This window comes from Luteibacter jiangsuensis (assembly GCF_011742555.1).
Lineage (GTDB): Bacteria > Pseudomonadota > Gammaproteobacteria > Xanthomonadales > Rhodanobacteraceae > Luteibacter > Luteibacter jiangsuensis.
Genome location: NZ_JAAQQR010000001.1, coordinates 439,576 through 465,899 on the forward strand (window position 1 = coordinate 439,576; position 26,324 = coordinate 465,899).

Below are 26,324 nucleotides of genomic sequence, written 5' to 3' on the forward strand. Positions count from 1 at the left end.
GGGAGCCGCTTCAGCGGCGATCCCGCGGCAGCGGGCCAAAACACGGCAAGCCCCCATCGCCGCTGAAGCGGCTCCCACATTGCCCTGCTTTTTATGCCGCTCATAGACGCGACCCATAGGCTTCCCGCCAACGACGAGGACACATGCGTTCCCGCCTATGCGGAGCTGCACGCACTCAGCGACTTCAGCTTCCAGCGCGGCGCCTCCAGCGCGCGGGAACTGTTCGAGCGGGCGAAAGCCATCGGCTACTCCGCACTGGCGATAACCGACGAGTGCTCGCTTTCCGGCATCGTACGCGGGCTGGAAGCCTCGCTGGAAACCGGTCTTCCGATGATCGTCGGCAGCGAGTTCCGCCTTTCCGACGGCACCGTCGTGGTCCTGCTGGTGGAAGACCAGGCCGGGTACACGGAACTGTGCCGGCTGATCACGCTCGGTCGCCGGCGTGTGGCCAAGGGCCGTTACGAACTCCATCGCGCCGATATCGAGTCGCTGGGGCCCGGCTTGTGTCTGCTGTGGGCACCTGGCCCCTACACCGCCACGGAGGCGACGACGCACGAAGCGCGCGCCACCTGGGTGGCGACGCATTTCGCGGGGCGTGCGTGGCTCGCCGTGGAATTGCACCGCGGTCAGCACGACACCGCCGACCTGGCCGCGCTGCGCCAGATCGGCGAGCGTCACGGCCTGCCCTGCGTGGCCGCGGGCGATGTCCACATGCACCAGCGGAACCGTCGTGCCCTGCAAGACGTGATGACGGCGATCCGCATCGGCAAACCGTTGGCGGAAGCGGGACATGCACTTTTCCCCAACGGCGAACGCCACCTGCGCAAGCGCGAAACGATCGCCCGCATCTATCCGCGCGAACTGGTGGAGGTAACCCTCGTCGTCGCCGCCCGCTGCACCGGCTTCGACATCCGCAAGATCGACTACGTCTATCCCCGCGAACTGGTACCCGAAGGCCTGGACCATGCCACCCATCTGCGCCGCCTGACCTACGAAGGTGCCGCCACACGCTGGCCCGAAGGCATCTCCGCGCCCATCGTGGAACGCATCGAAAAGGAACTGGCCCTCATCGCGCACAAGGCGTACGAAGCCTTCTTCCTCACCGTGCAAGACATCGTCCGCTTCGCGCGCTCGAAGCAGATCCTTTGCCAGGGTCGCGGTTCGGCCGCCAATTCGGTGGTCTGCTTCTGCCTGGGCATCACCGAGGTGGATCCTGCCCGCGTCTCCACCCTGTTCGAGCGCTTCATTTCCATCGAACGCGACGAGCCGCCGGATATCGATGTCGACTTCGAGCACGAACGGCGCGAGGAAGTCCTCCAGTACGTATTCGACAAATACGGGCGGGAACGCGCCGCCCTCGCCGCCACGGTCATCAGTTACCGCAGCAAGAGCGCGGCGCGCGACGTCGGCCGTGCGCTGGGCCTTTCGGAAGACCAGCTCGACCAGCTCAGCCGCGCCTATTCGCATGCCCATGGCGACGTCTCCATCGTCGAGCGCCTGAGCGAGCGCGGCTTCGATGTCGGCAGCCGTACCATTCGCCAGCTCATGTTCCTGGTGAACGAACTGGTGGGCATGCCGCGGCATCTCTCGCAGCATGTCGGCGGCTTCGTCATTTCCGACACACCGTTGCACCATCTGGTACCGGTGGAAAACGCCGCGATGGACAACCGCACCATCATCCAGTGGGACAAGGACGATCTGGAAACCATGAAACTGCTCAAGGTCGACTGCCTCGCGCTGGGCATGCTCACGTGCATGCGCAAGGCGATCGACCTGCTGCGCGCGCAAGGCGGACCGGATTACCGGCGGCTGGCCGATATTCCCGACAACGACGACGCCACTTACGCGATGATCCAGGAAGCGGACACCGTCGGCGTGTTCCAGATCGAATCGCGCGCGCAGATGTCCATGCTGCCTCGCCTCAAACCCAGGGAGTACTACGACCTGGTGATCCAGGTGGCGATCGTTCGCCCAGGCCCCATCCAGGGCGGCATGGTTCATCCCTATCTGGAACGGCGCAAGCTGCCCCCGCACGAGATCGTCTACGAGAAAAATGTGAAGGAAGTACTGGGACGCACCCTTGGCGTGCCCATCTTCCAGGAGCAGGTCATGGCGCTCCTGCAAAGGGTGGCGGACTTCAGCGCGGACGAAGCGGATCACCTGCGCCGTTCCATGGCCGCATGGAAGCGGCGCGGCGGCCTGGAGAAATTCGACGGGAAGATCCGCCAGAACATGGCGAAGAACGGTTACTCGCCCGAGTTCATCCAGCAGATCATCGACCAGATCAAAGGCTTCGGCAGTTACGGCTTTCCCGAATCGCATGCGGCGGGCTTCGCGCTCATCGCTTATGCGTCGTCCTATCTCAAATGCCACCACCCGGAAATCTTTACCTGCGCGCTGCTCAATAGCCAGCCCATGGGCTTCTATGCACCTGCGCAACTCGTGGCCGACGCACGCCGGCACGGCGTGCAGGTACGGCCGCCGGACGTCACGGCCAGTCATTGGGATTGCACACTCGAGCCCATCGAAGGGCATCCCGGCAAGCATGCCCTGCGGCTCGGACTGCGCCTGGTGACCGGTTTGTCCGCCGGCCTGGGCGAACGCATCGTCGCCGCGCGCGCAACCGCCCCCTTCCGCGACCTTGCCGATCTCTCCCGCCGCGCCGGCCTCACCCGATTCGAACGCGAACGACTCGCCGACGCCGGGGCGCTTCGCGTGCTCAGCGGCCACCGCCATCGCGCCCGCTGGGAAAGCTCGGGCATCGAACGCAGCTTGCCCTTGATCGACGCCGTCGCGGAAACACGTCCTGCCCTGCGGCCGCCGACACTTGCCGAAAATGTGTTCGCCGACTACGCCACCCACGGCCTGTCGCTGACCTCGCATCCCCTGCGGCTCATTCGCAAGAACTTGCTGGCCAGGCGCGCGCGGCGCGCCAGCGACCTCCAGAACGAACGCAACGGCACCTGGCTGCGTCATGCCGGCCTGGTCACCGTGCGTCAGCGCCCGCAAACCGCCAGCGGCATCACCTTCGTCACGCTGGAAGACGAAACCGGCCAGATCAACGTCATTGTTCGCCCGAAGGTGGCCGAAGCCTGCCGCCATGCCCTGCTCGACGCGGTATTACTGGCAGTCGACGGGCAGTGGCAGGCCATCGATGGCGTATGCCACCTCGTCGCCCACCGCCTCCACGACTTCAGCGCGCTGCTGCCGGAACTCGGCTCCGTCTCTCGCGACTTCCATTGAGCGTTTCAACGATGTGCCACATTGCCGCCGTCGCTTAACGCTGCCTAATTTTCTCCTGAATGGTCACCTAAGAATTGCTGCTTTGCGAAGACCACGCCGGGGCGAAAGGGGATAGCTTCTGCACACCGCGTCAACATCCGGTCTTACCGGTGAGCGATGTCCACTGCGCCGGGCATCGCATCTTTTCCCAAGGCGCCATCTGTTCGAAGGAGATTCGTCATGCGCAATACGAAACTGATCGTCGCCATGCTCGCCGGCTGTATGGCCGTGAGCGGTGCCGCGTTGGCCCAGAGCGCTACACCGCAGACCGCTCCCTCGCCGTCGTCCACCGCCGCCACGCACATGCAGAGCGAGCACGATTCCATGAAGAAGAGCGATGGCTCGATGAAGTCGGAAGAAGGCGGCGCCATGAAGTCCACCCACAAGAAGCACAAGATGAAGAAGGAAGGCGCCACGTCCGAGCCGGCGAAGTCGTCCACCGCGGGTATGTAACTCTCGAGATGAAGTCGCTGGGCCCCTGCCTGCGCAGGCAGGCACCCAGCGACTTCAGTCAGTCCACTTCCGGAAGCACGCTGATTTCCTCGTCGCCGATAGTCACCACCTGCCCGGCGCGCACCTTGTACGTCTTGCGCAATTCCTGCACCCCGTCGACGGCAACGAGCCCATCGGCGACCAGGTGCTTGCCTTCGCCGCCGCTGGCGGCGATGCCGACCAGCTTCAGCAGCAGGTTGAGTTCGACGTAATCGCCTTCGAGGCGGAACTCGTGAAATGCCATGTGTGCCGGCCTCAGTAAACGATGACCGAGCGGATGGACTTGCCCTCGTGCATGAGATCGAAGGCGCGGTTGATGTCTTCCAGCCCCATCGTGTACGTGATCATCGGATCGATCTTGATCTCGCCGCCCATGTAGCGCTCCACGTAGCCCGGCAACTGGCTGCGGCCCTTCACGCCGCCGAACGCCGACCCACGCCACACGCGACCCGTCACCAGCTGGAACGGACGCGTGCGGATCTCCTGGCCCGCGCCGGCCACGCCGATGATGATCGATTCGCCCCACCCCTTGTGGCAGCACTCCAGCGCGGCCCGCATCACGTCCACGTTGCCGATGCATTCGAAGGAATAGTCGACCCCGCCATCGGTGAGGTCGACGATCACCTGCTGGATGGGCGTATCCGGATAATCGCGCGGGTTCACGCAGTCGGTGGCGCCGAGCATCCTCGCCATCTCGAACTTCGACGGATTGGTGTCGACCACGACGATGCGTCCCGCCTTCGCCATCACCGCACCCTGCACCACCGACAGGCCGATGCCGCCCAGGCCGAACACGGCCACCGTGGCGCCCGGTTCCACCTTGGCGGTGTTGAGCACCGCGCCGATGCCGGTCGTGATACCGCAGCCGAGCAGGCACACCTTCTCCAGCGGAGCGTCCTTGTTGATCTTTGCCAGCGAAATCTCCGGCAGCACCGTGTATTCGCTGAAGGTGCTGGTACCCATGTAATGGAGCAACGGCTTGCCGTTCAGCGAAAAACGCGAGGTGCCGTCCGGCATGAGGCCCTTGCCCTGGGTCACCCGGATCTTCTGGCACAGGTTGGTCTTGCCCGAGCGGCAGAACTTGCACTCGCCGCATTCCGGGGTGTACAGCGGAATGACGTGGTCGCCCGGCTTCAGCGAGGTGACGCCCTCGCCCACCTCCTCGACGATGCCGCCACCCTCATGGCCGAGGATGACCGGAAAGGCGCCTTCCGGGTCGTCCCCGGACAGCGTATAGGCATCCGTATGGCAGACACCCGTGGCGACGATGCGCACCAGTACTTCACCGGCCTTGGGACCCTGGACGTCGATTTCCTCGATGGACAGCGGCTTTCCTGCTTCCCAGGCGACGGCGGCGCGAGACTTCATGGTGCTTTTCCTCAATGACGTTGACCCCGAATTCTAGCTGCACGCCGCCCCGGAGACCCCTCCCGTGCACGTACGTGAAGGGACTTGAACATCCGGGGTAGTATGGAAGCCCGGATTGAGTTAAACTGGGGTTAACGGATACGGCCCACGCGGCGAACGAAAGCCTCGGGTAAGGGCCCCGCGGATAGCAGGATCGGTTCTCGGCGAAGGATTTCTTGAACCTTTTGCTTACAACCGCTGTCCAACCTTTCAATGCCTGGAAGCCCTTGTAAACGCTGGGGCCGCCCATAGAAAGGGGGCATAGAAAACTCGTTAGTTCAGAAATTCGACACGAAAACGCTGTGACGAAAGCCTAACGAACCGATTGTTCACCAAATGAAACGGACCAGTGCCACCGTGCGACTTCTCGGGAAGCTCGTCGGGGGCGTAAGGTTCCCGCCACGCCAGAGACCGGCGGCGTCGGCGCCAGAGCTATCAGAGACATCCGGTCGGTATTGACTGGGAGACATCACATGAACGAACTGCGCAACGAATACGGTATCTCGACCTACGAATTCGACGCCGGCGCCAACAGCGACGGCAGCTTCGACCTCTTCGGTGGCGAGATGGACGGCTACGACTGGCTTGGCGAAGTCGCGAGCCGCCTGAGCGGCGACGCCGTCTAAGACGCACCCGTATCCCTAAATGAAAGGCCCGCCTTCAACGGCGGGCCTTCCTTTTGTCAGGACGCCTTCCGGGCCCTGGTTCGTGCCGCCTTCTTCGCGGCCGTTTTCCTTCCCGTTGCGCCTTTCGTGCGTGCCGCCTTCTTGGCGGACGCAGAGCGGCTCGACGCGCTCCGCTTGGCTGCGGCCTTGTGCCCTTGTGCCGACAGAGCCCTCTTGGACGCGGCCCACCGGCCTTCCCGCTTCAACGCTGCCGTGCTCGCCTTCGACCGGGCCGTCGATTTCCTGGCTGTCGTCTTCTTCGCGGTCGACTTCCGGGCCGATGTTCCGGTGGCCCGCTTGCGGCTGGCCGACTTCTTGGCAGCGGTTCCGGAGGAGCGCTTCCGGGTGGAGGCGCGCGAATCCTGTGCCGCCTTCTTCTTCGTGGCCTTGCTCGCCGATCTGGACGGTTTGGCCTTCACCCCGTCGCGGCGCGCCTTGGAAAGGCCGATGGCGATGGCCTGCTTCGCCGAACGCGCGCCGTGCTTGCCTTCGCGGACGTGCTCGATTTCCTCGCGCACGTATTCTCCGGCCTGGGTCGAAGCCGACTTCCCTTCGCGTTTGTCCTTTCGTGCCCTGGCAGTGGTTTTTTTCTCAGGCATGACTCGGATCTCCTAATGAGGGAGTGACGGGTGTCGTCGAAGCACGAGACTGCGCGGGGATTTGTGATCCGCATGTATCTCCCGCGTCAGCGGACAACAGACGAACTTCAGTCCTCGATGGCAAGCCGCAATACATTGCGAGAGTGAACAGGTGCGCACGGGTGCTTCACGCATCGATAAGGACGTTCGGCGTTAAACAGTGCGCACTGCGAATGACGCAGCATGACGAGGAGAGCAGCATGGACAAGAACCGTACCGAAGGCATGAAGCACGAGATCAAGGGCAGCGTGAAGGAAGCGGCCGGCAAGATCACGGGCAACCACGCGAAAGAAGCGGCCGGCAACATCGAAAAGAATGCAGGCAAGGTGCAGCGCGAAGTCGGGAAGGCTGCCGACCACGCTCGCGACAAGGATCGCCACCACTGATCGGGCTTCCAGGTTCGCACACGCGGGAGCCATCGGCTCCCGCGTCCGATGTCAGGCTGCCGCCCTCACCGTCGCTCGCCGCGCGCTCATCCGGCTTCGCAGCCACCGGTTGGCGGGCTCGGAAAATCCGCGGGCCACGAGCCAGCCCAGCGCCCAGGAAAGGAGCACGGCCGGCGGATACCATATCCAGCCCCAGGCTTTGTCGGTCGCCGAGAAGCGCGCCACGGCCACGAGGGTGAACACGACGAACATGTGGGTAAGGTAGATCTCGTAGCTGGCCCTCCCCATCGCACCGAGCCAGCCGAAACCCCGCCAGCACTGTCCGCCGTCCGGCGAGGCCAGCACGAGGCACACGGCGCCCAGGATGAGCACCAGCAGGGATCCCTCGCCGACCGTATGCCAGAGGGGTGCGCCGTAGAACATCACCAGGCCTGTCGCCGCCAAGCCCGACACCGCCAGCGCCCTCCTGCGCCACGGCCTTTCCACCCTGCCCGTCTCCGCCGCTCGCGGCCCGCGCGACGCTGCCAAGGCGGCGAGCACGCCCGCCGCGATCGCGCCCATCCCGGGGAGGTACGCTTTCTCCTGCCAGATTTCGTTACCCGCCAATGCAGCGCGGGTAAACGGAACCGACACCACCAGCACGACCAGCAACGGAACGAACCAGCGCGTACGCCCTACGGACATGCACGCCAAAGGGAACGCGGCGTAGAACACCTCTTCGATGGACAGCGACCAGAGAACGTCCCAGCCGCCCGGTAGCCAGCCCGTACGTCCTTCGTAAAGATTGAGCGTGAAGGTAAGCGCGGAAACCGTCGCGCCCAGCGCGGACTGGCCGCTCTTCTGGATCGCATAGTCCGGCGCGGCCAACGCGTGCAGGATAAGAAGCACGGCCACGAGCGCCAGGAGACAAGGAAGAATGCGGGCCGCGCGGCGGACGTAAAAAGCCCGCCAGTCGATCGCGCCGAGGCTACCGTCCCGCTGGAGCGTGTGCCGGGTAATGAGGAAACCCGAAATCACGAAGAAGATGAAAACCGCTTCGTAGCCGTTGTAGATCAGCCCCTTGAGCAAGGGTATCGGCAACGCGCTGGCCGCCTGCGTCTTGTGCAAGGGCATGCGCAGGCCAAGATGGTGGACGACCACCAGCAGGATGCTCGCGCCACGCAGCATGTCGATGCCGGCGCTGCGCGGGAGAGTCGATTCGGACATGGCACCTTCCCCGGAAGTGGGGGAAGCATATCGGAACCGCCCGATACCGGTGCCCTCGCTTGGGCACCGGCGAAGGACAGGGGTAAGCTCAGCTGCAGCCGCGCACCAGCGCAATGAGGATCAGGACCGGAATGGGCACCCCGAGGATCCACAGCAGCACGTAACCGATACCGCCTTTCTGCTTGCCGGGCTGCGGCGTGATGTCGTCGTTCATGCGTGTCGCTCCTGGTGGAATGGCGACGACGTTCCATCGCAGCACGTCGACTGTACGTGACAGGCGCGCCACGGCATGTTTCGCAACGACGTCGTCTTCGCGCGTAGAGGATTATTTCCAGACCCAGAACAACGGCCCGGAACATGTCGAACCGATTTCCCGATCCCTTCGCCTTCCTCCCGGACGATTCGCCCACGGCGGACGAGATCCGCGCATTCGACTGGCCGCGGTCGCCGCTCGGGCCGGTGGAGGCGTGGTCGCTGGCGCTCCGCGCCATGCTCGCCACGATGCTCGACTCCCCGCAACCGATGTTCCTTTCCGCGGAACCGGGCGGGGTCTTTTTCTTCAACGACGCTTGCCGGCCGCTCCTCGGCAGACGCGTCCCGGGCGCCCTCGGCGGGCGCCTCGACGCGATATGGGTCGACGTGTGGGACGACATCTGCGCGCATGTGGCACAGGCGATGGCCGGCGAAGGCAGCACGCGCCGCGACCTTCCGCTGACGATGACGCGCCACGGTTTCGTCGAGAACACCTGGTGGACCCTCTCCTTCGCGCCACTGCGTGACGAACGAGGCCATGTGATCGGCGTGTACGCCTTCACGAACGAAACCACCAGCGCGGTGCGCTCCGCCATGACCCTGCGCGAGTTGAACGCGTCGCTCGAGCGGGAAATCGGCGCTCGCACGCGCGAGCGCGATCAGATCTGGGCGGTCTCGCCCGACCTCTACATCGTCATGGCGCGCGACGGGCGGTACCGCAACATCAACCCGGCCTGGCAGCGCGATCTGGGTTACGAGGAGAGCGACCTCGGGAGCATGGCCTTCGGCGAGCTGGTTCATCCCGACGACCTCGACCGCGCGCGCGATGCAATGGCCCAGCTGCTCGAAGGCGACACAGTGGAAGACCTTGAAGTCCGCCTGCGCGCCAGAGACGGCAGCTACCGCTGGTTCGCCTGGACGTGCGTGCCGGATGGCGAGCTGGTCTACGGCATGGGCCGCGACGTGCAACGCCGGCGCGACATGGAGGACCAGTTGCGGCACGCACAGAAGCTCGAGGCCCTCGGACGGCTCACAGGCGGCATCGCGCACGACTTCAACAACATCCTCGGCGGCATCGGCGGTGCCATCGAGATCGTGAGCGAGCGGATCGAGAGCGGCCGCCTGGAGAACACCCGTCGCCTGCTCGACGCCGCGCACGGCGCGGTGAACCGCGCCGCCGGCCTCACCCACCGCCTGCTCGCCTATGCCCGCCAGCAGGCCCTGTCGCTCGCGGACGTGGATGCGAACGCCATCGTCAGGGGCCTCGATCTGCTCCTTCGCCCTCTGCTGGGCGAACAGGTGGTGCTCGACCTGCGCATGCAACCGGACCTGTGGCGCACGCTGTCAGATGCGAGCCAGCTCGAAAGCGCCATTCTGAACCTCGCGATCAACGGCCGCGACGCCATGCCCGCGGGCGGCACCTTGTGCATCTCCACGCGAAACGAACCGGCGAGGAACATCGGCACGGGCCCCGCCGACTATGTGGTGATCTCGGTCGCGGACACCGGCACGGGCATGTCGCGCGCGGTGATCGAAAAGGCGTTCGATCCCTTCTTCACCACCAAGTCGATCGGCCAGGGCACGGGGCTCGGCCTCTCCATGGTCGACGGATTCGCCCGGCAAACGGGTGGCCGGGCCATCATCGAATCGGAGCCCGGCAAGGGAAGCACGGTGAGCCTGTGGCTGCCCCGGCATGTCGGCAAGGAGGAGGCGCCACACGCGCATATCGATCGCGGGCCGCATCATGGCGACGGCCGTCGGGTGCTTCTGGTCGAAGACGAGCACATGCTCCGCTCCCTTGCACGCGAGGTGCTCGAGGAAGCGGGGTACAGCGTGGACGATCACGCCGAAGCGGCGGCGGCGCTTCGCAGCTTGAGCGACTCATCGGCACCGGACATCCTCGTGACCGATATCGGACTGCCCGGCATGGACGGACGGCAGCTGGCCCAGTCCGCACGCCAGATCCTGCCGGATCTACCCGTGCTGTTCATCACCGGCTATGCATGGGAGGCCTTTGCGGACGCTCCGCGCCTGCCGCCCGGATGCGCCATCCTCGGCAAGCCGTTCTCGCTGCACGCCCTCGTGGGCGCCGTGGCCGATCTGGTCGAGGGCACGAATCCCTAACGCCGGCCATCCATTCCGTTGACTGGTCGGCCCGGAGACTCCAGGCGTCACCACGGAGCGCCCGATGAATCGTTCGCGTTATTACGCCCTGATCGCGCTGATCGTCGCGCTCGTGGCCATCTTCGTGGTCGGCGCCATTCACCGCGGCGGCCCCGCGGGGGACGTGCCCGACGACGGCGAGCGCGCGCCTTCGGCGCGGCCCGCCGCCGAGCGTTAGGCCGGTTCGGCCTCGGTCCGCACCGGTGGCCGCGCGGCATCGTGCGAGGCCGCGGCGCGCTGCATCGCCACCAGGAAATCGGTGCCGTAGCGCATGACAAACGGCGCGACCGTTCCGGGCATGAAGCCATCCGGCCATGCGGCGGCTTCCGGCTGGGACTGAACTTCGGTCGAGCGGACGAGCGTGAATCGACTTGCCATGGCCTTGACGGCCCCCTGTTGGTATTCCCCCCAAGGAGCCGTACTAAAGCAAAAGCCCGGGCCAGTCAATTCCCCGTGGGCACCCGAGGCACGTCCCGCCTATAGCTTCACCCGCACCCCGAGCCTGTAGAAGCGCCCTATCACGCCGTTCTGCGCATAGGTGGGGTTGTAGTTCAAGGCGGCGTAGTTCAAAGGATCGAACGGCGCCTTCTTGTCGAAGACATTCATCACCGAACCGGTGATCGCCACCTTGTCGGTGAGGTCGTAGCGTCCGGTCAGATCGAAGTCGGTGAACGACGCCATGCGGCAGTCGCCAGGCACGTTCGCACCCGTGTCGGTATTGGTCGAGAAACACCCGGTGGTGATGTCCGGCGCGGTGAGCTTGAGGCCGCTGGTGTAATACAGCGTGCCCGTGATGGTCGTCCGGCCGAACTGGATGCTGTTCGCCCAGGAACCGCGGTAGCGCGGCGTACCGGCGCCCGAGGAGACGCCGTACGGACCGTGCGTGCCGACGAACTGCAGTTTCGTGCCGTCTTCCAGGGTGAGCCGCCAGCTGATGATCTTCGTGAGGTTGAGCTCGCTGGTAAAGCGGACATTCTCGCTGAAGTCGTGTCCCGCCTTGAGGTTCAGATCCAGCCCTTTCGTTTCCAGCGAGTCCTGGTTCACATAGGGAGCGGCGACGATCAGGGGACGCGGCAGCGCGGCCGGCGCCGCCGGATCGGGTACGTCGGCCACGATCGCGGAGCCCTCGGGCAAGGGCTGGCCCGCGTAATAAGCATCGAGCACCGCGCTCGGACTCTGCTGTGCGATCACGCCGGTCTTCTTGATCCGGTAGTAGTCGAGCGAAGCGCTGAAGTCCTGCGTGGGCTGGTACAGCACGCCGAAGGTCCAGCTCTTGGACTTCTCCGGCTTCACGTTCGGATTGGCGCGGGTGAGGAACGCAAGACCGTAGGGCTGCACGTAGCCGCTGTTGTTGTGCGCAGCCTGGAAGTCCTCCGGCGGTGTGTACGTGGCAAAGCCCTGTGCCTCGCTCGATCCGTTCTCGGCGAAGCTCGGGGCCCGGAAACCCTTCGAGAACGTGCCGCGGAAGGCCAGTTCGTCGATCGGTTTCCATTTAATACCGATCTTCGGCGAGAAATTGTTGCCGAAGTCCGAGTAGTGGTCGAAACGTCCCGAGACATTCACTTCCAGCGACTCGAGGAAAGGCGCGTCGAGTTCGGCATAGGCGCCCGACACGGTGCGATCGCCCTTGACGTGGGCGATGCCCAACCCCTGCGCGCGAAGACCGGGATTGAGGTCCGGATCGTCCTGTTCCTCGTGTCGAACGTCGATACCGGCGGCCAGACCCAGCGCGCCGCCAGCGAGGTCGGCCAGCGGCCGGTTCACGCGAAAATCGAACTGCTGCAGGTCGCTCGTGGACGTCTTCCGCAGCTGCGGCGACAGGGAAGCCAGCAGCGCCGGCGAGTTCGCTCCGGGATCGAGGAAGTTGTAGGTGCCGTTCGTGACGACGTCGATCAGGCGGTCGTAGTCGAGAAATCCGTTCAGTCGCGTGTCGAGCGACGAGTGATTGAACACCAGCGCCGTGTCGTAACCCCAGTCGCCCCAGTAGCCCGTGAGCCCGCCCACGATGCGCAGGTTGTGGTTGTCGCTTTCGCCGCTGCCCAGCGCACTGGGAAACGCGAAGTTGATGAGCGCTGCCTTCCCTTCCGCCGCGAACGGATTGTTGGGGTTGAGCGAGCCGTCCGGCAAGGTGGCCGGCAAGGCGATCGAGTTTGTATTGCGCGGCGTGCCGGCCTGGATCTGCGCCGGCGGCCCGGGGAACGACGTCTTCACTTCGTAGTAGCTCGCCGACACATAGGCCTTCGAACGCTCGCCCACCTTCACGGTGAAGCGCCCGTACAACCCGCGACGATCGGTGGTGGGCTGGATGGCGGCATATCGGGCGAAGTTCTGCGCGCAGTAGCTTCCCGGGTTGGCGGGATCGTCGGTCACCAGCGTGGATCGTGGCCCGCAGGCAGCCAGCGGCTGGGCCACCGCATCGGGATCCGCGACGCCCGAGGTGACATCCCCGGGCCGGGAAAGCGTGCCGGGCGTCACCGAACCGTAGATCGAACCGGAGTTCTGCGAAGGCTGGCCTCCGATAAGGTTGTTGCCGCCGCTGCGCCGGATGTCCGCGGTGTTGTACGGGTAACCGCGCTGCCGTGTGAGGATGTCCTCATCCCTTTCGTATTCGGCGCTGAAATAGGCGTTCCATCCGTCCTTCTTAAGGTCGCCGCCGCCGAACAGCACCGTGGCGCGCTTGGACGTGCCGCCGCCGTGCTGGGAGGTGCCGACTTCGGCGCTGAATTCCGTGCCCTGGTAGTCCGGCCTGAGGATGATGTTCACCACACCCGCGATCGCGTCCGCACCGTAGAGAGACGACGCGCCGTCCTTCAGCACTTCGATGCGCTCGATGGCATTGGACGGGATCGTGTTGAGGTCGACGAAGGATCGCTGGCCGTCGTCGGCCAGCGGATAGTTCGCCGCTCGCCGGCCATCGATGAGCACCAGTGTGGAATTGACCGTGAGGCCACGCAGCGCGACGCCGGACGACCCTGCGGCGAAGCCGGCGGTGAACGATGCGGGTATGGAGCCGCTGTTGTCGGCCGACACCGCCCGCACCACGTCGGAAACGGTGGTGAGACCGCTCTTCTGGATCTGATCGGCTGTGATGGTAGTCACCGGCGACGGCGTCTCCACGTCGATGCGCGGCAAGGCCGACCCGGTGACGGTCACCGTGGCCAGTTCCGTCGTCTGCTGTTGCGAGGATTGAGCCGGCGGCGGCGAGGCGGGCGGTGCAGGCTGGGCGTCTTGTGCGGCAACCTGGCCGCACGCCAGTGCAGTGGCGATGGACAAAGCGAGGCCGTGACGCCGAAGCGCCTTCTGGGATGTCGGTTTCATTGTGAGTCTCCGAAGCCTTAGGGGAGTGGGGCTGGGACTTCGCGGCTCCGGGAATGGGCCGAAGAAAACGCATCATTCACAGGCACGCAAGGAAAACTTACGCCGCGTGAACGGGGCGCACCATCGGCCATTCGGAATATATTGCGGCTTAACAAAAAGGGCGCGCATGGCACGCCCTATGCACGCTCAGCGAGAGAGCGGGCTCATTCGTCTTCGCCGGGATCGAACCCTTCGCGTTCCTTCATCAGCATCCGCGCGGCCTTGATGCCGAGGCGCATCCCCTCCTCGCAGGCATCCTCTTCCCGTTCGTGAAGTGTCGTGCAGAGCTTTTCCTGGATTTCGTCGCCGTCTTCGCTGATGACATATTTGCCGCGCCAGCGCCCGGGCTTGGCAACGTAACACGAGCCTTCAACGTCGAAGTAACCGATCTTTCGATGCGTCATGGGTGGGATGATCCTCCTTCTCCACCCCCATCCTATGCATCGCGCATCAAGGCGATGTGCAGTGCTATTGCAGGCCGCTCACGGGACGCTTCGCGTTCGACTCGAACTCGCGCCAGATACCGTCCGCACCTTCCACGGAGACGAGCACCTGCAGGCCGTTCTGCGCGCCCAGAAGCTTTGACTGCTGCACCGCGTAGGCGATGGCAGCCACTCGGGTTTCGAAGTTCTGCGTCGGCACACCGTTCATCTGCACGTGCCACAGGCCCGCCATATCCGGATGGAACGGAATGTCGTAAATCACCATGGCCATGGAAGGAAGTGGATAACCTCGCGAGGCGTAGGGCCGGAGGGCGGCTGGACGACGGAGGCGCAAGATTATCCTTTCCATACCACTCCGACAACGGAAGAAACGTATGCCGTTCCTTCACGCCGGGATCACGACTAGCGGGGGTTGTCGTAGGTGCCCGGACTGCGATCCGTGGCACGCCATTCCGGTTGCCTCTCCCGTCTGGCGTCGAGCAGGCCCTGACGCACGCCTTCGATGTCGCGATCGGACGTATAGACGGGCGATCCCGGCTGCTGGCGCCAGGACTCGTCGAGGGGCCCCGCATCTACGCCGTCGAAGCCGATGTCGTCCATCAGCTTCAGCACCTTGGCCTTGGCATTGGCATCGTCGCCGGCCACGGGCAAGGCGATCCGCGACTCCGCAGTCGACGGCTTGCCTCGCGTTCCCAGGTGTTCGGCATAGATGTTATTGAACGCCTTGATCACGGGACGCCCGATACGCTCGGACACCCACTGGCTTTCCGGCATGCCTTCCTCGATGTCATCGATGCGACCGTCGCGCTGCCGGGGGTAATAATTGCCCGTGTCCACCACGACGGTTTCCGCCGGCACGCCTTCAAAAAGGTCGGGTGGCAACTGCGGCACTTTCGATTCCGGAATGGTCACGATCGCCACGTCGACACCGCGTACCGCCTCGTGCGCCGTGACCGCCACGGCGCCCGTTTCGCGCTCGATATCGGTGAGGGTTTCGGGCCCCCGCGAATTGGCGATGAGAACCTCGTGTCCCACCTCGCGAAAGCGGCGGGTCAGCGTATGACCGATATTCCCTGCTCCGACGATACCAATCTTCATGCAAACGATCTCCGCAAGACGATTCATTTCATTCTCGCGGCCGCGCGTGAACGCGGAGAGAGCGAACGGTGATCCGCCGCGCCCGCATCCTGCCAGAATCGCCGTCATGTCCAGCCCTGCCCGTCTCATCGCCGCCCTCTTCCTCGCCTGGCTGTCGTGGCTGCCGCCGGCCGCCGCGCAGCAGGCGCCTCCTGCGGCGGACGTGCCGACACTCGAAGCGGTGACGGTGCAAGGCGAGCAGCCGGGTCCGGGGCTGTGGCGGGCCACCCGTGACGGGCGCACCCTCTTCATCCTGGGCAGCCTGGCGCCCCTGCCGAAGGACATGACCTGGAAGACCGACGAGATCGATGCGGCCCTCACGCATTCAGGCGCGCTCATTTCGTTGCCGCGCGTCCGGATCAAGCCCAACACCGGCTTCTTTGGACGCCTCGCGCTGCTGCCCTTCCTGATCGGCGTGCGCAATGCGCCGGATGGCGCGACGCTGAAGGACACGGTGCCGCCGGACGTCTACGCACGCTGGCTCGCCGTGAAGGCGAGGTACATCGGCAACGATCGCGGCGTGGAACGCTACCGCCCCATCTTTGCCGTGCTGGAGTTGTACAAATCGGCCGTGAAGAAGGCCGGCCTCGGCAAATCGGGCGAGATCGTCCGTACCGTGAGCGACCTTGCGCGCAGGCACGGCGTGAAGGAGGTCCCCGTGGAGTACACGTTGCTCGTGGACGACCCCCGCGCCGCCATCCGGTCGTTCAAGCGATCCACGCTCGACGATGTTTCGTGCTTCGCGCAGAGTGTCGACAACATCGATGTGCAACTCGCGGACATGACCCGGCGCGCGAACGCGTGGGCCACCGGCGATATCGCCGCGCTGCGCGACGAGCGCAGCGAGCGTCAGCGCGCCACCTGCATGAACGCAGTGACCGAAGGCGGCGTGGCGCAGCGCATCGGCCTTGCCGATGTGCCGAAGGCAGTGCGCGACACGTGGCTCGCCACCGTCGACGCCACGATGGCCAACAACGCACAGGCCGTGGCCATCGTGCCGATCGACGACCTGCTGGGCGACAACGGCTACCTCGAGGCACTGCGCGCGAAGGGCTACGCCGTGGCTTCGCCCGACGATCCGGACTGAGCCGCGGGTACGCCTCGGCGGATGGCCGCCGAAAAATCCTCGTCGGCACCGGCGGCGAGTGCGCGAGCCGTGATCCGTCCCCTTGCCCGCCACTCGTCGATACTCAAGCGCCTGTCCAGCGCACCCGCGTCGCGCAGGTATTCCGGCAGGTAACCCGTCAGCAACAGGCGAAGATCGAGCGGCAGCGCTCCGTCGATCCGTTTCGCCATCCTGTAGACGATGGTCGTGCAGTTCGACGTCACGGTGTTGTAGAACCGGGGCGCGCGGGACAGGGCGTTCGCCTCCCGCACGTACGAGACGAAAAGCGAGCGCATGGCATCGGGCGTCATGCGCAGCGGGAAGATATAGGCATCCTCGCCGCGGACATTGGTGCGCACGCGCACGATGTCGCGCTCTTCGGCGGCGATGAGCACGAGCTCGAACTGCCGGAAGAAACCGCCGACCTCGGAGAATGCTTCATGGCGCTTGCGCCGTATCTCCACCGAGAACACGACATGGCGCCCGTCGTCGAAGCCGAACGAGAGCATGGCGTGTGCGATCGCCTTTCCCGACCAGTAAGACAGGATGGCATCCGCACCCGTCAGGCGATCCAGATCGTAGTTGCGTGTTTCCCAGCGGATGTCGTAATCGTCGTCGCTGCGCCATGCAAAATCGCGCACGTCATGGAGCACCACGCGATTCCCCTCCACCTCCCCGTGCAGTAGACGGGCCACGTCGTCCGCCCAGGGCCGGTCGTTGCGCGGGCGGATGGATACCCACCAGGCCAGGAGTACGGCATGCGCGACAAGGAGCGCGGTCAAGGCCCATGGCGAGCGCCATACCAGCCACCAGACCCAGGTCGCGGCACAGCCGGCCATCCAGAGTCCGGCGGCGGTGAGCCTTGCCACGCGAGGCGCGGGGAACCGGACGGCGAGTGCGAATGCTCCCCATCCCCCGGACAGCACGAGCAACAGGCCGGCGAGGAGGCCAGCGGCGCCGCGAACGAGCAAGCTCCGCCGAGTCATGGAGAAAGGATCATCGCAGGCCGGAAAGGGAAGAACTCGCCGACTTTCCCATGGCCTCGAAGCGAGGGCAACAGGCCCTGGCTGCCGCCGCTACATCAATCACCTGGCCGAGGATGACTTCGCTGGGCCGAAGGGTCGATTCCGGGCCGCCCCGGGGCGTTTTACATCGCCCGGGGTGCGCTCGCCTGGCGAATGGCGTCGGCAAGCTCATGGGCGCTATAGGGCTTGCGGACCAGGGGCGCCCGATAGCGCCCCGGAATGTCCATCGCCATGGAGCCGGTGGCCAGCACGTAGGGAATGCCCCGGCGTTTCAATTCGTCGAGGGCCGGATACGCCATGACGCCCTGAAGATCGAGGTCCACCACGGCGACGTCGCAGCGCTCCACGTGGGCCACGCGGATCGCCTCCTCGATGCAGCCGGCACAGGCCGCAACGTCATAACCGAGGCGCTCGGCGAGGAGGTCGGTCAGCGCGGACGCGAGACCGGAATGATCTTCGAAGACAATGGCCCGGGGAGAGGCTGTCATGTTCATGGGATAACCCGCGATCAGTAGCCGAACTTCAAACGTACTCCCGTTTTCCCACCGCGGCCATACATCCGAAGCAAATTCATCGTGGAATTTTTCGCACTGCTTCACGAATGCGACAACACAGGGTCATTTGCCACGATTCAAGACGTTTTTTTACCAAAGGTCATGCTTTCGTAACGCGTCGACCAGGCGCCTCGACGTGAAATCCAGCAGTTTCCGCCGGGCATAGGTATGCCATGCGAGCCAGGTCAGCAGCTTGTCCTTCCACTTGTCCGTCGCCACCCCGTACAACGCATCCAGGCGCTTGCGAATCGCAGGCATGAGCGTCATGGGGTCGAATGCGCCTTTCGGCCAATCGGGCAGCCCATCCTCCCGCGTTCCCGGGTGGCAATGTCCGACCAGGGGAATGACTGGCGCGTGCAGCACACCGTCGCGCTCGCGGAGGTATCCCGCCAACGCGGGATCGGCAGCCCACTCCGCGACGATGGGATTATTGGCCGGCACGAGGAAATGCTCCGCCAGGAAACGTTGCGCGTTGCGCCGGCCGAGCAGGAAATCGTGATGTCTATAAGCCTGGGCGAAGAAGCCCGAGAAACCGCCCAGCGCTCCGGCCGCGAGCGCGCGGCCGCCCAGCCACCGCTCGGCGCCGTTTGCCGAGGGCCGTGTCGGCGCGATCAGGAAACGGCTGTACACGGCATCGTCCATGGCAAGGGCGATCTCGCGGGGCTTGAACCTCGCCTGCTGCTTCCACGATGCGAACAATGCGGTGAGCGCCTCGAACACATTGATCGACGCGGCATATTCGGGCCCCAGGTCGTCGGGCTCGGGAAACGGATCCACCATGAGCACGATGCGGTTCACTTCGTCGCCGCGGCGCGGATTGCGGCCGAGCGTGCCCGCCAGCTCCGTGCGGGCCAGTTCGAACGGCTCGTTGTCCATCGCGCCGCCGTCCACGCCCACGAACCGGTACGTTGCGCCATGACGATCCCACGCATCGCGGCGGGGCTCGATCGGTACGACCCGCGAGATGCCGTGCTCATCCGGAACGACCACGCTGCGTTGCATGTAGTCGCTCCAGCGCCGCTCCACCTCGCGGTAACGCAGCCCGCCGGGAAACGCCGACGACGCGAGCGCGGCGTTCATCAGCGACGTCCACGCCCGGTCGGGCAGCGTCTTCGGATGCGGCACGTAGAGGTCGTCCGGGTACTGCCAGGCGCGGTCGTAGGGCCCCTGCCCCGTATCCACCGCGAAGCGCAGATAGTCCTCGTGAGCCACCATGCTGTGCACGGAATCGGCGCTACCGCCCGCGAAAGGCACCGCATACGGAATACCGCGGAGGTTCGTCACCGTGAATACGAGCTTCAGCGGATTGGCCACATAAGGCCGTGACGTCGGTTCGCCCTCGAAACGGAGCACCTTCGCGGCGATCTCGTCCAGGCAGCGCGTGTCCAGCAGCGAAGCGATGGGAACGTTCTTGTCCTTCAAGTCATCCGTGCCGAGGAAGCCGCGGATGTCGATCTGCCTCACCCACACGTCGTAGAAGGGATTGGCCGGCGCAGCCACCTCCGCGATATGCATGTGGGGAAAGGCATAGGGCAGCGCCACGGCGGAGATCGCCCCGTTGATGCTGCCTGCCGAGGCCCCGGAAATGTCCCTCAGCAGGACATCGTGCGTGGGCACGGGAAGCTTCCGGGCCTTCGCGTCGTACCAGTGTTCGAGCGCTTCGTAGAGGAAGTCCAGCACCCCCGCGGCATAGGCACCGCCGGATACGGCGCCGGCGAGCGCCAGGCCCAGCTCGAAGGTGTTGTCCCGCGGCGGCGGCGTGATTTCGGGGTGCGCCAGGGGCAGATCGGTATCGGGCATGTCCGCTCCATCGCCGTTGGTCGATGCATTATCGGCGACGAGCGGGTTATGAAACGCGAACGCTTGCCGCGTTTCGCTATCTGGCCATCCACTGCGCCGCGAGCGCCAGCGCGGCCGGCAGTGCCTGGACGTAGAGGATGCGACGGCTGGCGGTCACCGCGCCCCAGAGGCCGGCCACGACGACGCAGCCCAGGCCGTAGAACACGAAGGCCGTGGCGAAAGGCTCGCGAAGCGCCAGACCAAGCACGAGGGCGACCACCAGGAAGGCGTTGTAGAGGCCCTGGTTGGACGCGAGCGCCGCGCTGTCCCGGGCAAAATCGGCACTGATGCCGAACACCTTCGGCCCGCGCGAGCGCCAGAGCACCATCTCCAACAGCACGATATAGACGTGGATCAGGATCACCAGCGCGGTGAGCAGGTTGGCGGCGAGCGTCATGCGGAATCCTTGCATAGGGAGCCAGGTGGCGAAGGATAGCCGTTATAGCTGCCGGGCATCATCCTTAGGCCGGATGGACGATTGCATCCCGTGCGGCGTTCGGCCCTACTAACGCGATGTGCAGGAACCTCCCAACCCAGGAGATTTCCCTGGAGGCCCTCGGGCTGCTCCAGGCGCTGCGGTACCGCGACTACGCGGAAGCGCAATTGCGCGCCAACCACATGGCTCGCTGCGCGCTCCAGTACGATTACCTCAATGTCGCCGACGCCGCCGAGAAAATCGAAGCCCTGCTGGCCGACGGCCATCCGAATGCCATGGAACTGCGGATCGCCCTTCGTACCCTGACGAAATCGGTGGGAACGCTATCCCGGGAATGCGACGCTCCTGCCCGGTGACCTTCGCCCGGATGCGCTGGCCTCGACCTCGCTTCATCCGGGGGATGCACGGTGCCGCCTCTTGCCTTACGCTGCCCCGTAGCATCGGCTAGCGGGAGCTTTCATGAGCAAGCAGAGTGACGGCATCGACCCTTCGGTGCCACCCAGCGGCACCGGCTGCGTCGAATGCGAGCAGGATGGGGGCTGGTGGCTCCACCTTCGCCGTTGTGCGCAGTGCGGCCACATTGGCTGCTGCGACGACTCGCTGTCGAAACACGCCACGAAGCACGCGAAGGAAACGGGCCACCCGATCATCCAGAGCTTCGAGCCGGGCGAGGACTGGTTCTACGATTACCGCACCGGCGACGGCTTCGATGGGCCGCAGCTCGCGCCGCCGCACAGCCACCCGACGACCCAGTCGACACCGGGGCCCGAGGACCGCGTTCCCCCGAACTGGCAACGCGTGTTGTTGCGCGCGCAGAACCGCTAGCGGCGACTCCCCGGCTCAGCCGAAGAACCGGGCGTCGATCTCGACGGCCAAGGGCTCGTGCAGGCGCACGGGCTGTTCTTCGCCGGGAAGGAGTTCATAGGGCACGTACACCATGCGCGCGAATCCGGGCGCTTCCACGTGCACGCGGATGCCGTTCTCGGCGGAAGATCCGAGTTCTTCGGGCATGACGACGTCGGCGACGAGCGCCACTGCCACAACATTGCCGCTCGACGCCACGGAAGCGAGGCCCTTCGCCACCAGCTGGTACACCGCCTGCGCTTCCGGATGCTCCGAGTCGTCAGGTTCGCCGGCGGCTGCGGCGATTTCCCCCGCTTCCGTGATCGATCCTCCGAACGGGAAGAATTCGCCACTCTTGGCCAGCATCTGCTCGGCGAACTCGACCATGAAACCGAACAGGCGGTTTACCGGATTCTGCGTCTCTTCCATCGAAAGCTTCCCAAGGGCGACAGGCCGGCCATCGTACGCCATCGGCTTCGGTCCTGCGCGCCGACCGATGCGTTGGGCGTCATCTCTGGAAGATCAGATGCAGCAGCGCCCCGGCGGCCGTTTGCTGCCATCCTGGGTTACCGGCCCGCCTTCCATCAGCGGATCGACCATCGCGGCGTGCGCCTTGTAATAAGCGATGTTTGCCTCGCTCGCATTCTTCGAGGACACGAACTGATCGTGGATCTTCGCGCCGGATGCCTCGTCCGGACCATAAAGCGTCGCCTGTCTGGCACTGGCCAATGCATAAAGCGCCGTCATGTATTCGCGACGGCCGAAGCCGTGGCTCTCGACGATGCGGGCGAGCCGCGGTTGCGTGGTCAGCACGCGATCGGTGATGTCGTCCAGCGAACTGGAATAAAGCTGGGCGAACACCCAGGCCTTGTCGAGCCGCGCCTTGCGGGCATCGGCGGACACTGCTAGCAACCGCTGGACCACATCGTCGGTGATCCGATAATTCTGCATGGCCGCATGATCGGCCTCGGGAATCGGCGGCGCTTTGGCCCGGCCTTCGGCATGGACCGCCGAAAGGGACACGCTTATCGACAACAAAAGCGCCAGAAACGGATATCGCATCTTCATGTCGGGCCTCGCGGTTCGTGGCCTCACCCCAGAAGGGACCTTAGCGCAACCGAAGTGCCAGACACAAAAAAACCCGCTTTCGCGGGTTTCATTGCGATCCGGTTGAGGTTGTCCGAATCTAGCGTTGGTGCCCAAGGGGGGACTCGAACCCCCACGACCTAAGCCGCTACCACCTCAAGGTAGTGCGTCTACCAATTCCGCCACCTGGGCATAACTTTTACTGCGTGTTGCGACTACTTCTTGGCCGGTTCGGCGGGAGCCTGCGTGGCTTCCTGCTTCGGGGCCGGAACATCGTTGTTCGCTGCGGGCGCCGTGGCGGCGGGTGCGCTGGGCACGTCCGACGCGGCCGGGGCTACCGGAGCGTTGTTGGCGGGAGCGGCCGGGGTGGTGACACCCGACATCACACCAAGATCCGCGGCCGGCTGGGGATTGCCCGTACGACCGAGGTAAATGCCCATGCCGAGGCTGAGCAGGAAAAACAGGGTGGCGAGCACCGCGGTGGCGCGCGTCATGAAGCTCGACGAGCCACGTGCACCGAACACCGTGGCGGACGCGCCGCCGCCGAAGCCGGAACCTGCCTCCGCGCCGGCACCGCGCTGCATGAGAATCAGCACGATCATCGCCGCGGCGATCAGGATATAGAAAACGCTGAAGAGAATGAACATGTCTTCTTGGTTTGCCGTGTCGCGATTATCGACGCGCCGCGGCGCATATATCCAGGAAATCGGAAGCCACCAGAGCGGCGCCGCCGATGAGTCCCCCGTCCACGTCCGGCTGGGCGAAAAGTTCGGCCGCATTGGCCGGCTTGACGCTTCCGCCGTAAAGCACCCGGGTCAGGAGCGAGATATTAGCATCCTTTTTTGCCAGTTGGCTACGGATGACGGCATGAATTTTCTGTGCCTTCTCGGGCGTGGCCGTGAGGCCAGTGCCGATGGCCCAGACCGGCTCGTAGGCGATGGCCGCTTCGCGGAAACACTCGACGCCGCAGCCGTCGAGCACGGCCCCCAACTGGCGCTTGATCACTGCCTCCGCCTGCCCCGCCTCGTGTTCCTCCAGGGTTTCGCCCACGCACAGGATGGGTTTCAGCCCGGCCTTGCGCGCCGCGGCGAATTTCTTCGTCAGCAGTTCGTCGCTTTCGTGCTGGTACTGGCGGCGCTCCGAGTGCCCGACCAGGACCCACGTGGCACCGACATCCGCCAGCATGCCGCCGGACACCTCGCCGGTGTAGGCGCCAGGCACGTGGTGCTCGGAAAGATCCTGCCCCCCGAATTCGAGGCCCCGGTCGCCATAGCGGTGGGTCAGCTCCGCCAGATATACGTCCGGCGGGAAAACCAGGATGTCCACGCCATCGGGGCGGTTCTCGACGATCTCGCGCACGAGCGCGTCGGCCATGCTGCGTGAGCCATGCATCTTCCAGTTACCGGCGACCAGCTTCTTGCGCATGGGAGCTTCCAGGCGTGGGCAAAGGGGCGGCAGGATAGCGGCGGCCCCCTCCCCGGCAAAGCTGCATTGCCGCATGGACTGTCCGGGGGCCCGTTCACGGAGCGTAACGCATCGCTCGGGCATTTGACCTGACGGCTACCGGCTTCGATCATCGCCTCATGCGCACCTTACGAATTTTCTTTATCGCCCTCCTCCTGGTCTGCGCTGGCGGCGCGCTGGCGCAGACGGACGAAGGCACCCCGGCCACCCCGGCCCAGCAGATCGACGCCCTCCGCAGCCAGCTCGACGCGATCGAGAAGGCGATGAAGGACGACAAGGCTTCCAACCAGGACCTCGATGGCCTTCGCGGAAAAGTCTCGGACGTGGCGGACGCTGCCCAAAAGCTGTCGAGCTCCCTGCAACCGGACCGCGACGCCGCAAAGGCACGCCTGGATCAGCTGGGCCCGCCGCCGGCGGCCGGCACGAAGGAACCGCCGGAGCTGGCGGCCACCCGGAGGGACGCACAGAAGGCCTTCGACACCGTCGATGCGCGCATCAAGACGGCCGACGGCATCGCGCTCGAGGCCCAGCAGACCGCCAACCAGCTGATCAACCTGCGCCGCACCCGGTTCCAGGAAACCATTTCGCAACGCACGAACTCGCCACTGTCGCGCCCCTTCTGGTCCGAACCGGCGGCCGCCTTCCCGCGCGATCTGGCGAACCTGCGTGCGTTCTCCGACACCGTGAAAAGCGATGTCGCGACCAGCTGGAGCAGCGGCAACCGCACGGTGCTGATCTCCTGCGTTGTGCTGGGCCTGCTGCTGATGACGGTGGTGCGCTTCTACATCGAATCGCGCGTGCGCAGCCTCACCGCGAACCGCATGCCGCCGGGGCGGTTGCGTCGTTCCGCCCTGATCGTGGGCATCGCGCTCACGTCCACGCTCACCACCGGACTGGGTACGCAGCTCCTGTACACCGGCCTCAACTGGAACGACGTCTTCAGTGAGGAGACGGACGAGATGGCGCGTGCGCTCGTGCGCATCGTGTTCTTCGGTGCCTTCGTCGCCGGGCTCGGCCGCGCGCTGATCTCGGCGAAACGCCCTTCCTGGCGCCTGCCGGCCATACCGGACGAAACGGCGTTGGCGCTGCGCCGGTTTCCAATGCTCATCTCGCTCGCGGCGGTGCTGTTCTATTTCCTGAAGGAACTGAACCAGACGATAGGCACGAGCCTTGCCGCCACCGTGGTCACCAGCAGCCTGCAGGCCATCGTGCTGACGCTGCTTGCTGCCGTGGCACTCCTGCGGCTCAGCCGCACGCACCACCATGACGTCGACGGCACACCGCCGCCTCCGCGGCCGATCTGGGCCAGCCTGTTCATCGCCGCCGCGTGGATCGCCATCGTGGCGTCGTGGATCGGGCTGCTTACGGGCTTCATCGCCTTCGCCTCGTTCATGGCGGGCCAGGTCGTGTGGACGGCGATCGTCATTGCCGCCACCTATCTGGCGATGCGCCTCGTCGACGATCTGTTCGAAACCCTTCTCTCCGAAAAGGGCCCCATGAGCGCCCGCGCTCAGGCGGTATTCGGCACGCATCCGAAGCTGCTCGACCAGGCCGGCGTGCTCCTGTCGGGCGTGGTACGCCTGGCGCTGTTCCTGTTCGGCCTGACGGCCGTCATGTCGGGCTTCGGCGCGGGGGCGTCGGACATCCTCGCGCTCGGCAGCAAGCTGCAGTCGCTGAAGATCTATAACGTCGAACTCAAGCCCAGCCAGATCCTCAGCGCCATCGCCTTGTTCTTCCTCGGCCTGCTCGCAGTGCGGGTGATCAAGAACTGGATGTCGGAGCAATACCTGCCGCGGACCAACCTCGACCCCGGCATGCGCAGCTCGCTCACCACCTTGCTCGGCTACGTCGGCGTCGTGATCGTCGTGGCCATCGCCCTGCTCGCGATGGGCCTTTCCGTGCAGAACGTGGCCTGGGTGGCGTCCGCCCTCTCGGTGGGTATCGGCTTCGGTCTCCAGGCCATCGTGCAGAACTTCATTTCCGGGCTGATCCTGCTGGCGGAACGGCCGGTGAAGGTGGGCGACTGGGTGGTGCTGGACGACGCCGAGGGCGACATCCGGCGGATCAACGTGCGTGCCACGGAGATCCAGGTGGCCGATCGCTCGACCATCATCGTGCCGAACTCGTCGTTCATCACCAAGCCCGTGCGCAACATGACGATGGCGAATCCGCAGGGACGCGTGCTGTTCAAGATGCCGATGCCGCTGGACAGCGATCCGCTCGCGATACGCGAACTCATGCTCGCCGCCATGCACGACCACGCCTCGGTGCAGGAGACCCCCTCGCCGCTGGTGATGCTGGACAACGTCGACCATGCCGCGATGACCTTCATGGCCATCTGCTACGTGGGCAGCCCCCGCGACGTGGGCGGTGTGAAGAGCGACCTGCTGTTCGACATCATTGCGCGCCTGCGCGATGCGGGCATTCCGCTGCTGCGCCCGCAGGACCTGGTGCTGCGCTCGGGCGGCAGCGTGGGCGACCTCGTCGGCCCGAGCGGGGCCGACGCGCCGAAGGCTTCGACGGACCCCGACGCGTCCGCTTGAT

The 26,324-nt window shown here is 65.2% G+C and carries 28 protein-coding genes and 1 tRNA gene; 10 read left to right on the plus strand and 19 right to left on the minus strand.

Annotated features, from left to right (window positions below; translation table 11 throughout):
• Nucleotides 1-93 precede the first annotated feature (93 nt).
• Nucleotides 94-3,243, plus strand: a complete 3,150-nt coding sequence (locus HBF26_RS01835) for an error-prone DNA polymerase (RefSeq protein WP_167122485.1) — start codon at nt 94-96, stop codon at nt 3,241-3,243.
• Nucleotides 3,244-3,462: 219 nt separating this feature from the next.
• Complete coding sequence (locus HBF26_RS01840) at nt 3,463-3,735, plus strand: hypothetical protein (protein ID WP_167122487.1); 273 nt, start codon at nt 3,463-3,465, stop codon at nt 3,733-3,735.
• Nucleotides 3,736-3,793: 58 nt separating this feature from the next.
• On the opposite strand, the gene HBF26_RS01845 is transcribed toward HBF26_RS01840, so the two are convergent.
• Together HBF26_RS01845 and HBF26_RS01850 are read right to left on the minus strand one after the other, a co-directional pair.
• A complete protein-coding gene (locus HBF26_RS01845) occupies nt 3,794-4,018 on the minus strand; it encodes an RNA-binding S4 domain-containing protein (RefSeq protein ID WP_167122489.1) in 225 nt (74 codons plus the stop codon).
• 11 nt (nt 4,019-4,029) lie between these two features.
• Nucleotides 4,030-5,142 carry an S-(hydroxymethyl)glutathione dehydrogenase/class III alcohol dehydrogenase gene (locus tag HBF26_RS01850; RefSeq protein ID WP_167026653.1) on the minus strand — a complete coding sequence of 371 codons (1,113 nt, stop codon included), beginning with the start codon at nt 5,140-5,142 and terminating at the stop codon, nt 4,030-4,032.
• Nucleotides 5,143-5,654: 512 nt separating this feature from the next.
• Here HBF26_RS01850 and HBF26_RS01855 point away from each other — a divergent pair.
• The gene (locus HBF26_RS01855) at nt 5,655-5,807 is read left to right on the plus strand and encodes a hypothetical protein (protein WP_167122491.1); all 153 of its coding nucleotides are present in this window, start codon (nt 5,655-5,657) and stop codon (nt 5,805-5,807) included.
• A gap of 56 nt (nt 5,808-5,863) precedes the next feature.
• Here the strand turns inward: HBF26_RS01855 and HBF26_RS19385 are convergent, their stop codons facing one another.
• The gene (locus HBF26_RS19385; RefSeq protein ID WP_167122493.1) at nt 5,864-6,445 is read right to left on the minus strand and encodes a DNA-binding protein; all 582 of its coding nucleotides are present in this window, start codon (nt 6,443-6,445) and stop codon (nt 5,864-5,866) included.
• A 239-nt stretch (nt 6,446-6,684) separates the two neighbouring features.
• Here HBF26_RS19385 and HBF26_RS01865 point away from each other — a divergent pair, with 239 nt between their 5' ends.
• Entirely contained in the window at nt 6,685-6,870 is a 186-nt protein-coding gene (locus HBF26_RS01865) for a CsbD family protein (RefSeq protein WP_167122495.1), read from the plus strand.
• 51 nt (nt 6,871-6,921) lie between these two features.
• On the opposite strand, the gene HBF26_RS01870 is transcribed toward HBF26_RS01865, so the two are convergent.
• Together HBF26_RS01870 and HBF26_RS19705 are read right to left on the minus strand one after the other, a co-directional pair.
• Nucleotides 6,922-8,076, minus strand: coding sequence for an acyltransferase family protein (locus tag HBF26_RS01870; protein ID WP_167122497.1), 1,155 nt, complete (start codon nt 8,074-8,076; stop codon nt 6,922-6,924).
• 88 nt (nt 8,077-8,164) lie between these two features.
• On the minus strand, nt 8,165-8,290 hold the full coding sequence (locus HBF26_RS19705) for a hypothetical protein (RefSeq protein ID WP_275690547.1): 126 nt from the start codon (nt 8,288-8,290) through the stop codon (nt 8,165-8,167).
• Nucleotides 8,291-8,433: 143 nt separating this feature from the next.
• Here HBF26_RS19705 and HBF26_RS01875 point away from each other — a divergent pair, with 143 nt between their 5' ends.
• On the plus strand, nt 8,434-10,452 hold the full coding sequence (locus tag HBF26_RS01875; protein ID WP_167122499.1) for a hybrid sensor histidine kinase/response regulator: 2,019 nt from the start codon (nt 8,434-8,436) through the stop codon (nt 10,450-10,452).
• 64 nt (nt 10,453-10,516) lie between these two features.
• On the plus strand, nt 10,517-10,669 hold the full coding sequence (locus tag HBF26_RS01880; RefSeq protein ID WP_167026635.1) for a hypothetical protein: 153 nt from the start codon (nt 10,517-10,519) through the stop codon (nt 10,667-10,669).
• Here the strand turns inward: HBF26_RS01880 and HBF26_RS01885 are convergent.
• The 5 genes from HBF26_RS01885 to HBF26_RS01905 all read right to left on the minus strand — a co-directional run bounded on the left by HBF26_RS01885 (nt 10,666) and on the right by HBF26_RS01905 (nt 15,518).
• Complete coding sequence (locus HBF26_RS01885; RefSeq protein ID WP_167122501.1) at nt 10,666-10,869, minus strand: hypothetical protein; 204 nt, start codon at nt 10,867-10,869, stop codon at nt 10,666-10,668. The genes HBF26_RS01880 and HBF26_RS01885 overlap by 4 nt on opposite strands.
• Nucleotides 10,870-10,968: 99 nt before the next feature.
• Nucleotides 10,969-13,809 (minus strand): TonB-dependent receptor plug domain-containing protein, encoded by a 2,841-nt coding sequence (locus HBF26_RS01890; RefSeq protein WP_167122503.1) that lies wholly within the window; start codon nt 13,807-13,809, stop codon nt 10,969-10,971.
• A gap of 203 nt (nt 13,810-14,012) precedes the next feature.
• On the minus strand, nt 14,013-14,252 hold the full coding sequence (locus HBF26_RS01895; protein WP_167122505.1) for a hypothetical protein: 240 nt from the start codon (nt 14,250-14,252) through the stop codon (nt 14,013-14,015).
• 64 nt (nt 14,253-14,316) lie between these two features.
• Nucleotides 14,317-14,562: a DUF2188 domain-containing protein gene (locus HBF26_RS01900; RefSeq protein WP_167026624.1), complete on the minus strand. Its 246-nt coding sequence runs from the start codon at nt 14,560-14,562 to the stop codon at nt 14,317-14,319.
• Nucleotides 14,563-14,693: 131 nt separating this feature from the next.
• Nucleotides 14,694-15,518 (minus strand): NADPH-dependent F420 reductase, encoded by an 825-nt coding sequence (locus HBF26_RS01905; RefSeq protein WP_338039613.1) that lies wholly within the window; start codon nt 15,516-15,518, stop codon nt 14,694-14,696.
• On the opposite strand from HBF26_RS01905, the gene HBF26_RS01910 reads away from it, so the two are divergent.
• The gene (locus HBF26_RS01910; RefSeq protein ID WP_167122509.1) at nt 15,496-16,515 is read left to right on the plus strand and encodes a TraB/GumN family protein; all 1,020 of its coding nucleotides are present in this window, start codon (nt 15,496-15,498) and stop codon (nt 16,513-16,515) included. The two genes, HBF26_RS01905 and HBF26_RS01910, sit on opposite strands and share 23 nt — an antisense overlap.
• Here the strand turns inward: HBF26_RS01910 and HBF26_RS01915 are convergent.
• The 4 genes from HBF26_RS01915 to HBF26_RS01930 all read right to left on the minus strand — a co-directional run bounded on the left by HBF26_RS01915 (nt 16,482) and on the right by HBF26_RS01930 (nt 20,348).
• Nucleotides 16,482-17,519, minus strand: coding sequence for an Lnb N-terminal periplasmic domain-containing protein (locus tag HBF26_RS01915; RefSeq protein ID WP_167122511.1), 1,038 nt, complete (start codon nt 17,517-17,519; stop codon nt 16,482-16,484). The genes HBF26_RS01910 and HBF26_RS01915 overlap by 34 nt on opposite strands.
• Before the next feature lie 161 nt (nt 17,520-17,680).
• Nucleotides 17,681-18,052, minus strand: a complete 372-nt coding sequence (locus HBF26_RS01920; protein WP_167122513.1) for a response regulator — start codon at nt 18,050-18,052, stop codon at nt 17,681-17,683.
• Nucleotides 18,053-18,202: 150 nt separating this feature from the next.
• Nucleotides 18,203-19,912, minus strand: coding sequence for a patatin-like phospholipase family protein (locus HBF26_RS01925; protein ID WP_167122515.1), 1,710 nt, complete (start codon nt 19,910-19,912; stop codon nt 18,203-18,205).
• Between the two features lie 76 nt (nt 19,913-19,988).
• Nucleotides 19,989-20,348, minus strand: coding sequence for a DUF1304 domain-containing protein (locus tag HBF26_RS01930; RefSeq protein WP_167122517.1), 360 nt, complete (start codon nt 20,346-20,348; stop codon nt 19,989-19,991).
• Between the two features lie 116 nt (nt 20,349-20,464).
• Between HBF26_RS01930 and HBF26_RS01935 the strand changes: the two genes are divergently transcribed.
• A complete protein-coding gene (locus HBF26_RS01935) occupies nt 20,465-20,743 on the plus strand; it encodes a hypothetical protein (protein WP_167026604.1) in 279 nt (92 codons plus the stop codon).
• A 103-nt stretch (nt 20,744-20,846) separates the two neighbouring features.
• On the plus strand, nt 20,847-21,212 hold the full coding sequence (locus tag HBF26_RS01940) for a UBP-type zinc finger domain-containing protein (protein ID WP_167122519.1): 366 nt from the start codon (nt 20,847-20,849) through the stop codon (nt 21,210-21,212).
• A gap of 15 nt (nt 21,213-21,227) precedes the next feature.
• On the opposite strand, the gene HBF26_RS01945 is transcribed toward HBF26_RS01940, so the two are convergent.
• The 5 genes from HBF26_RS01945 to tpiA all read right to left on the minus strand — a co-directional run bounded on the left by HBF26_RS01945 (nt 21,228) and on the right by tpiA (nt 23,741).
• Nucleotides 21,228-21,659 carry a hypothetical protein gene (locus HBF26_RS01945; protein WP_167122521.1) on the minus strand — a complete coding sequence of 144 codons (432 nt, stop codon included), beginning with the start codon at nt 21,657-21,659 and terminating at the stop codon, nt 21,228-21,230.
• Between the two features lie 93 nt (nt 21,660-21,752).
• A complete protein-coding gene (locus HBF26_RS01950; RefSeq protein ID WP_167122523.1) occupies nt 21,753-22,433 on the minus strand; it encodes a hypothetical protein in 681 nt (226 codons plus the stop codon).
• Nucleotides 22,424-22,508 (minus strand) — tRNA-Leu (locus tag HBF26_RS01955). Before HBF26_RS01955 ends, HBF26_RS01950 begins: the two co-directional genes overlap by 10 nt.
• Before the next feature lie 23 nt (nt 22,509-22,531).
• Nucleotides 22,532-22,963, minus strand: a complete 432-nt coding sequence (gene secG / locus HBF26_RS01960) for a preprotein translocase subunit SecG (protein WP_166697965.1) — start codon at nt 22,961-22,963, stop codon at nt 22,532-22,534.
• Between the two features lie 25 nt (nt 22,964-22,988).
• Complete coding sequence (tpiA, locus tag HBF26_RS01965; protein ID WP_167122525.1) at nt 22,989-23,741, minus strand: triose-phosphate isomerase; 753 nt, start codon at nt 23,739-23,741, stop codon at nt 22,989-22,991.
• Nucleotides 23,742-23,899: 158 nt separating this feature from the next.
• Here tpiA and HBF26_RS01970 point away from each other — a divergent pair, with 158 nt between their 5' ends.
• On the plus strand, nt 23,900-26,323 hold the full coding sequence (locus tag HBF26_RS01970) for a DUF3772 domain-containing protein (protein WP_167122527.1): 2,424 nt from the start codon (nt 23,900-23,902) through the stop codon (nt 26,321-26,323).
• Nucleotide 26,324: the final 1 nt, after the last annotated feature.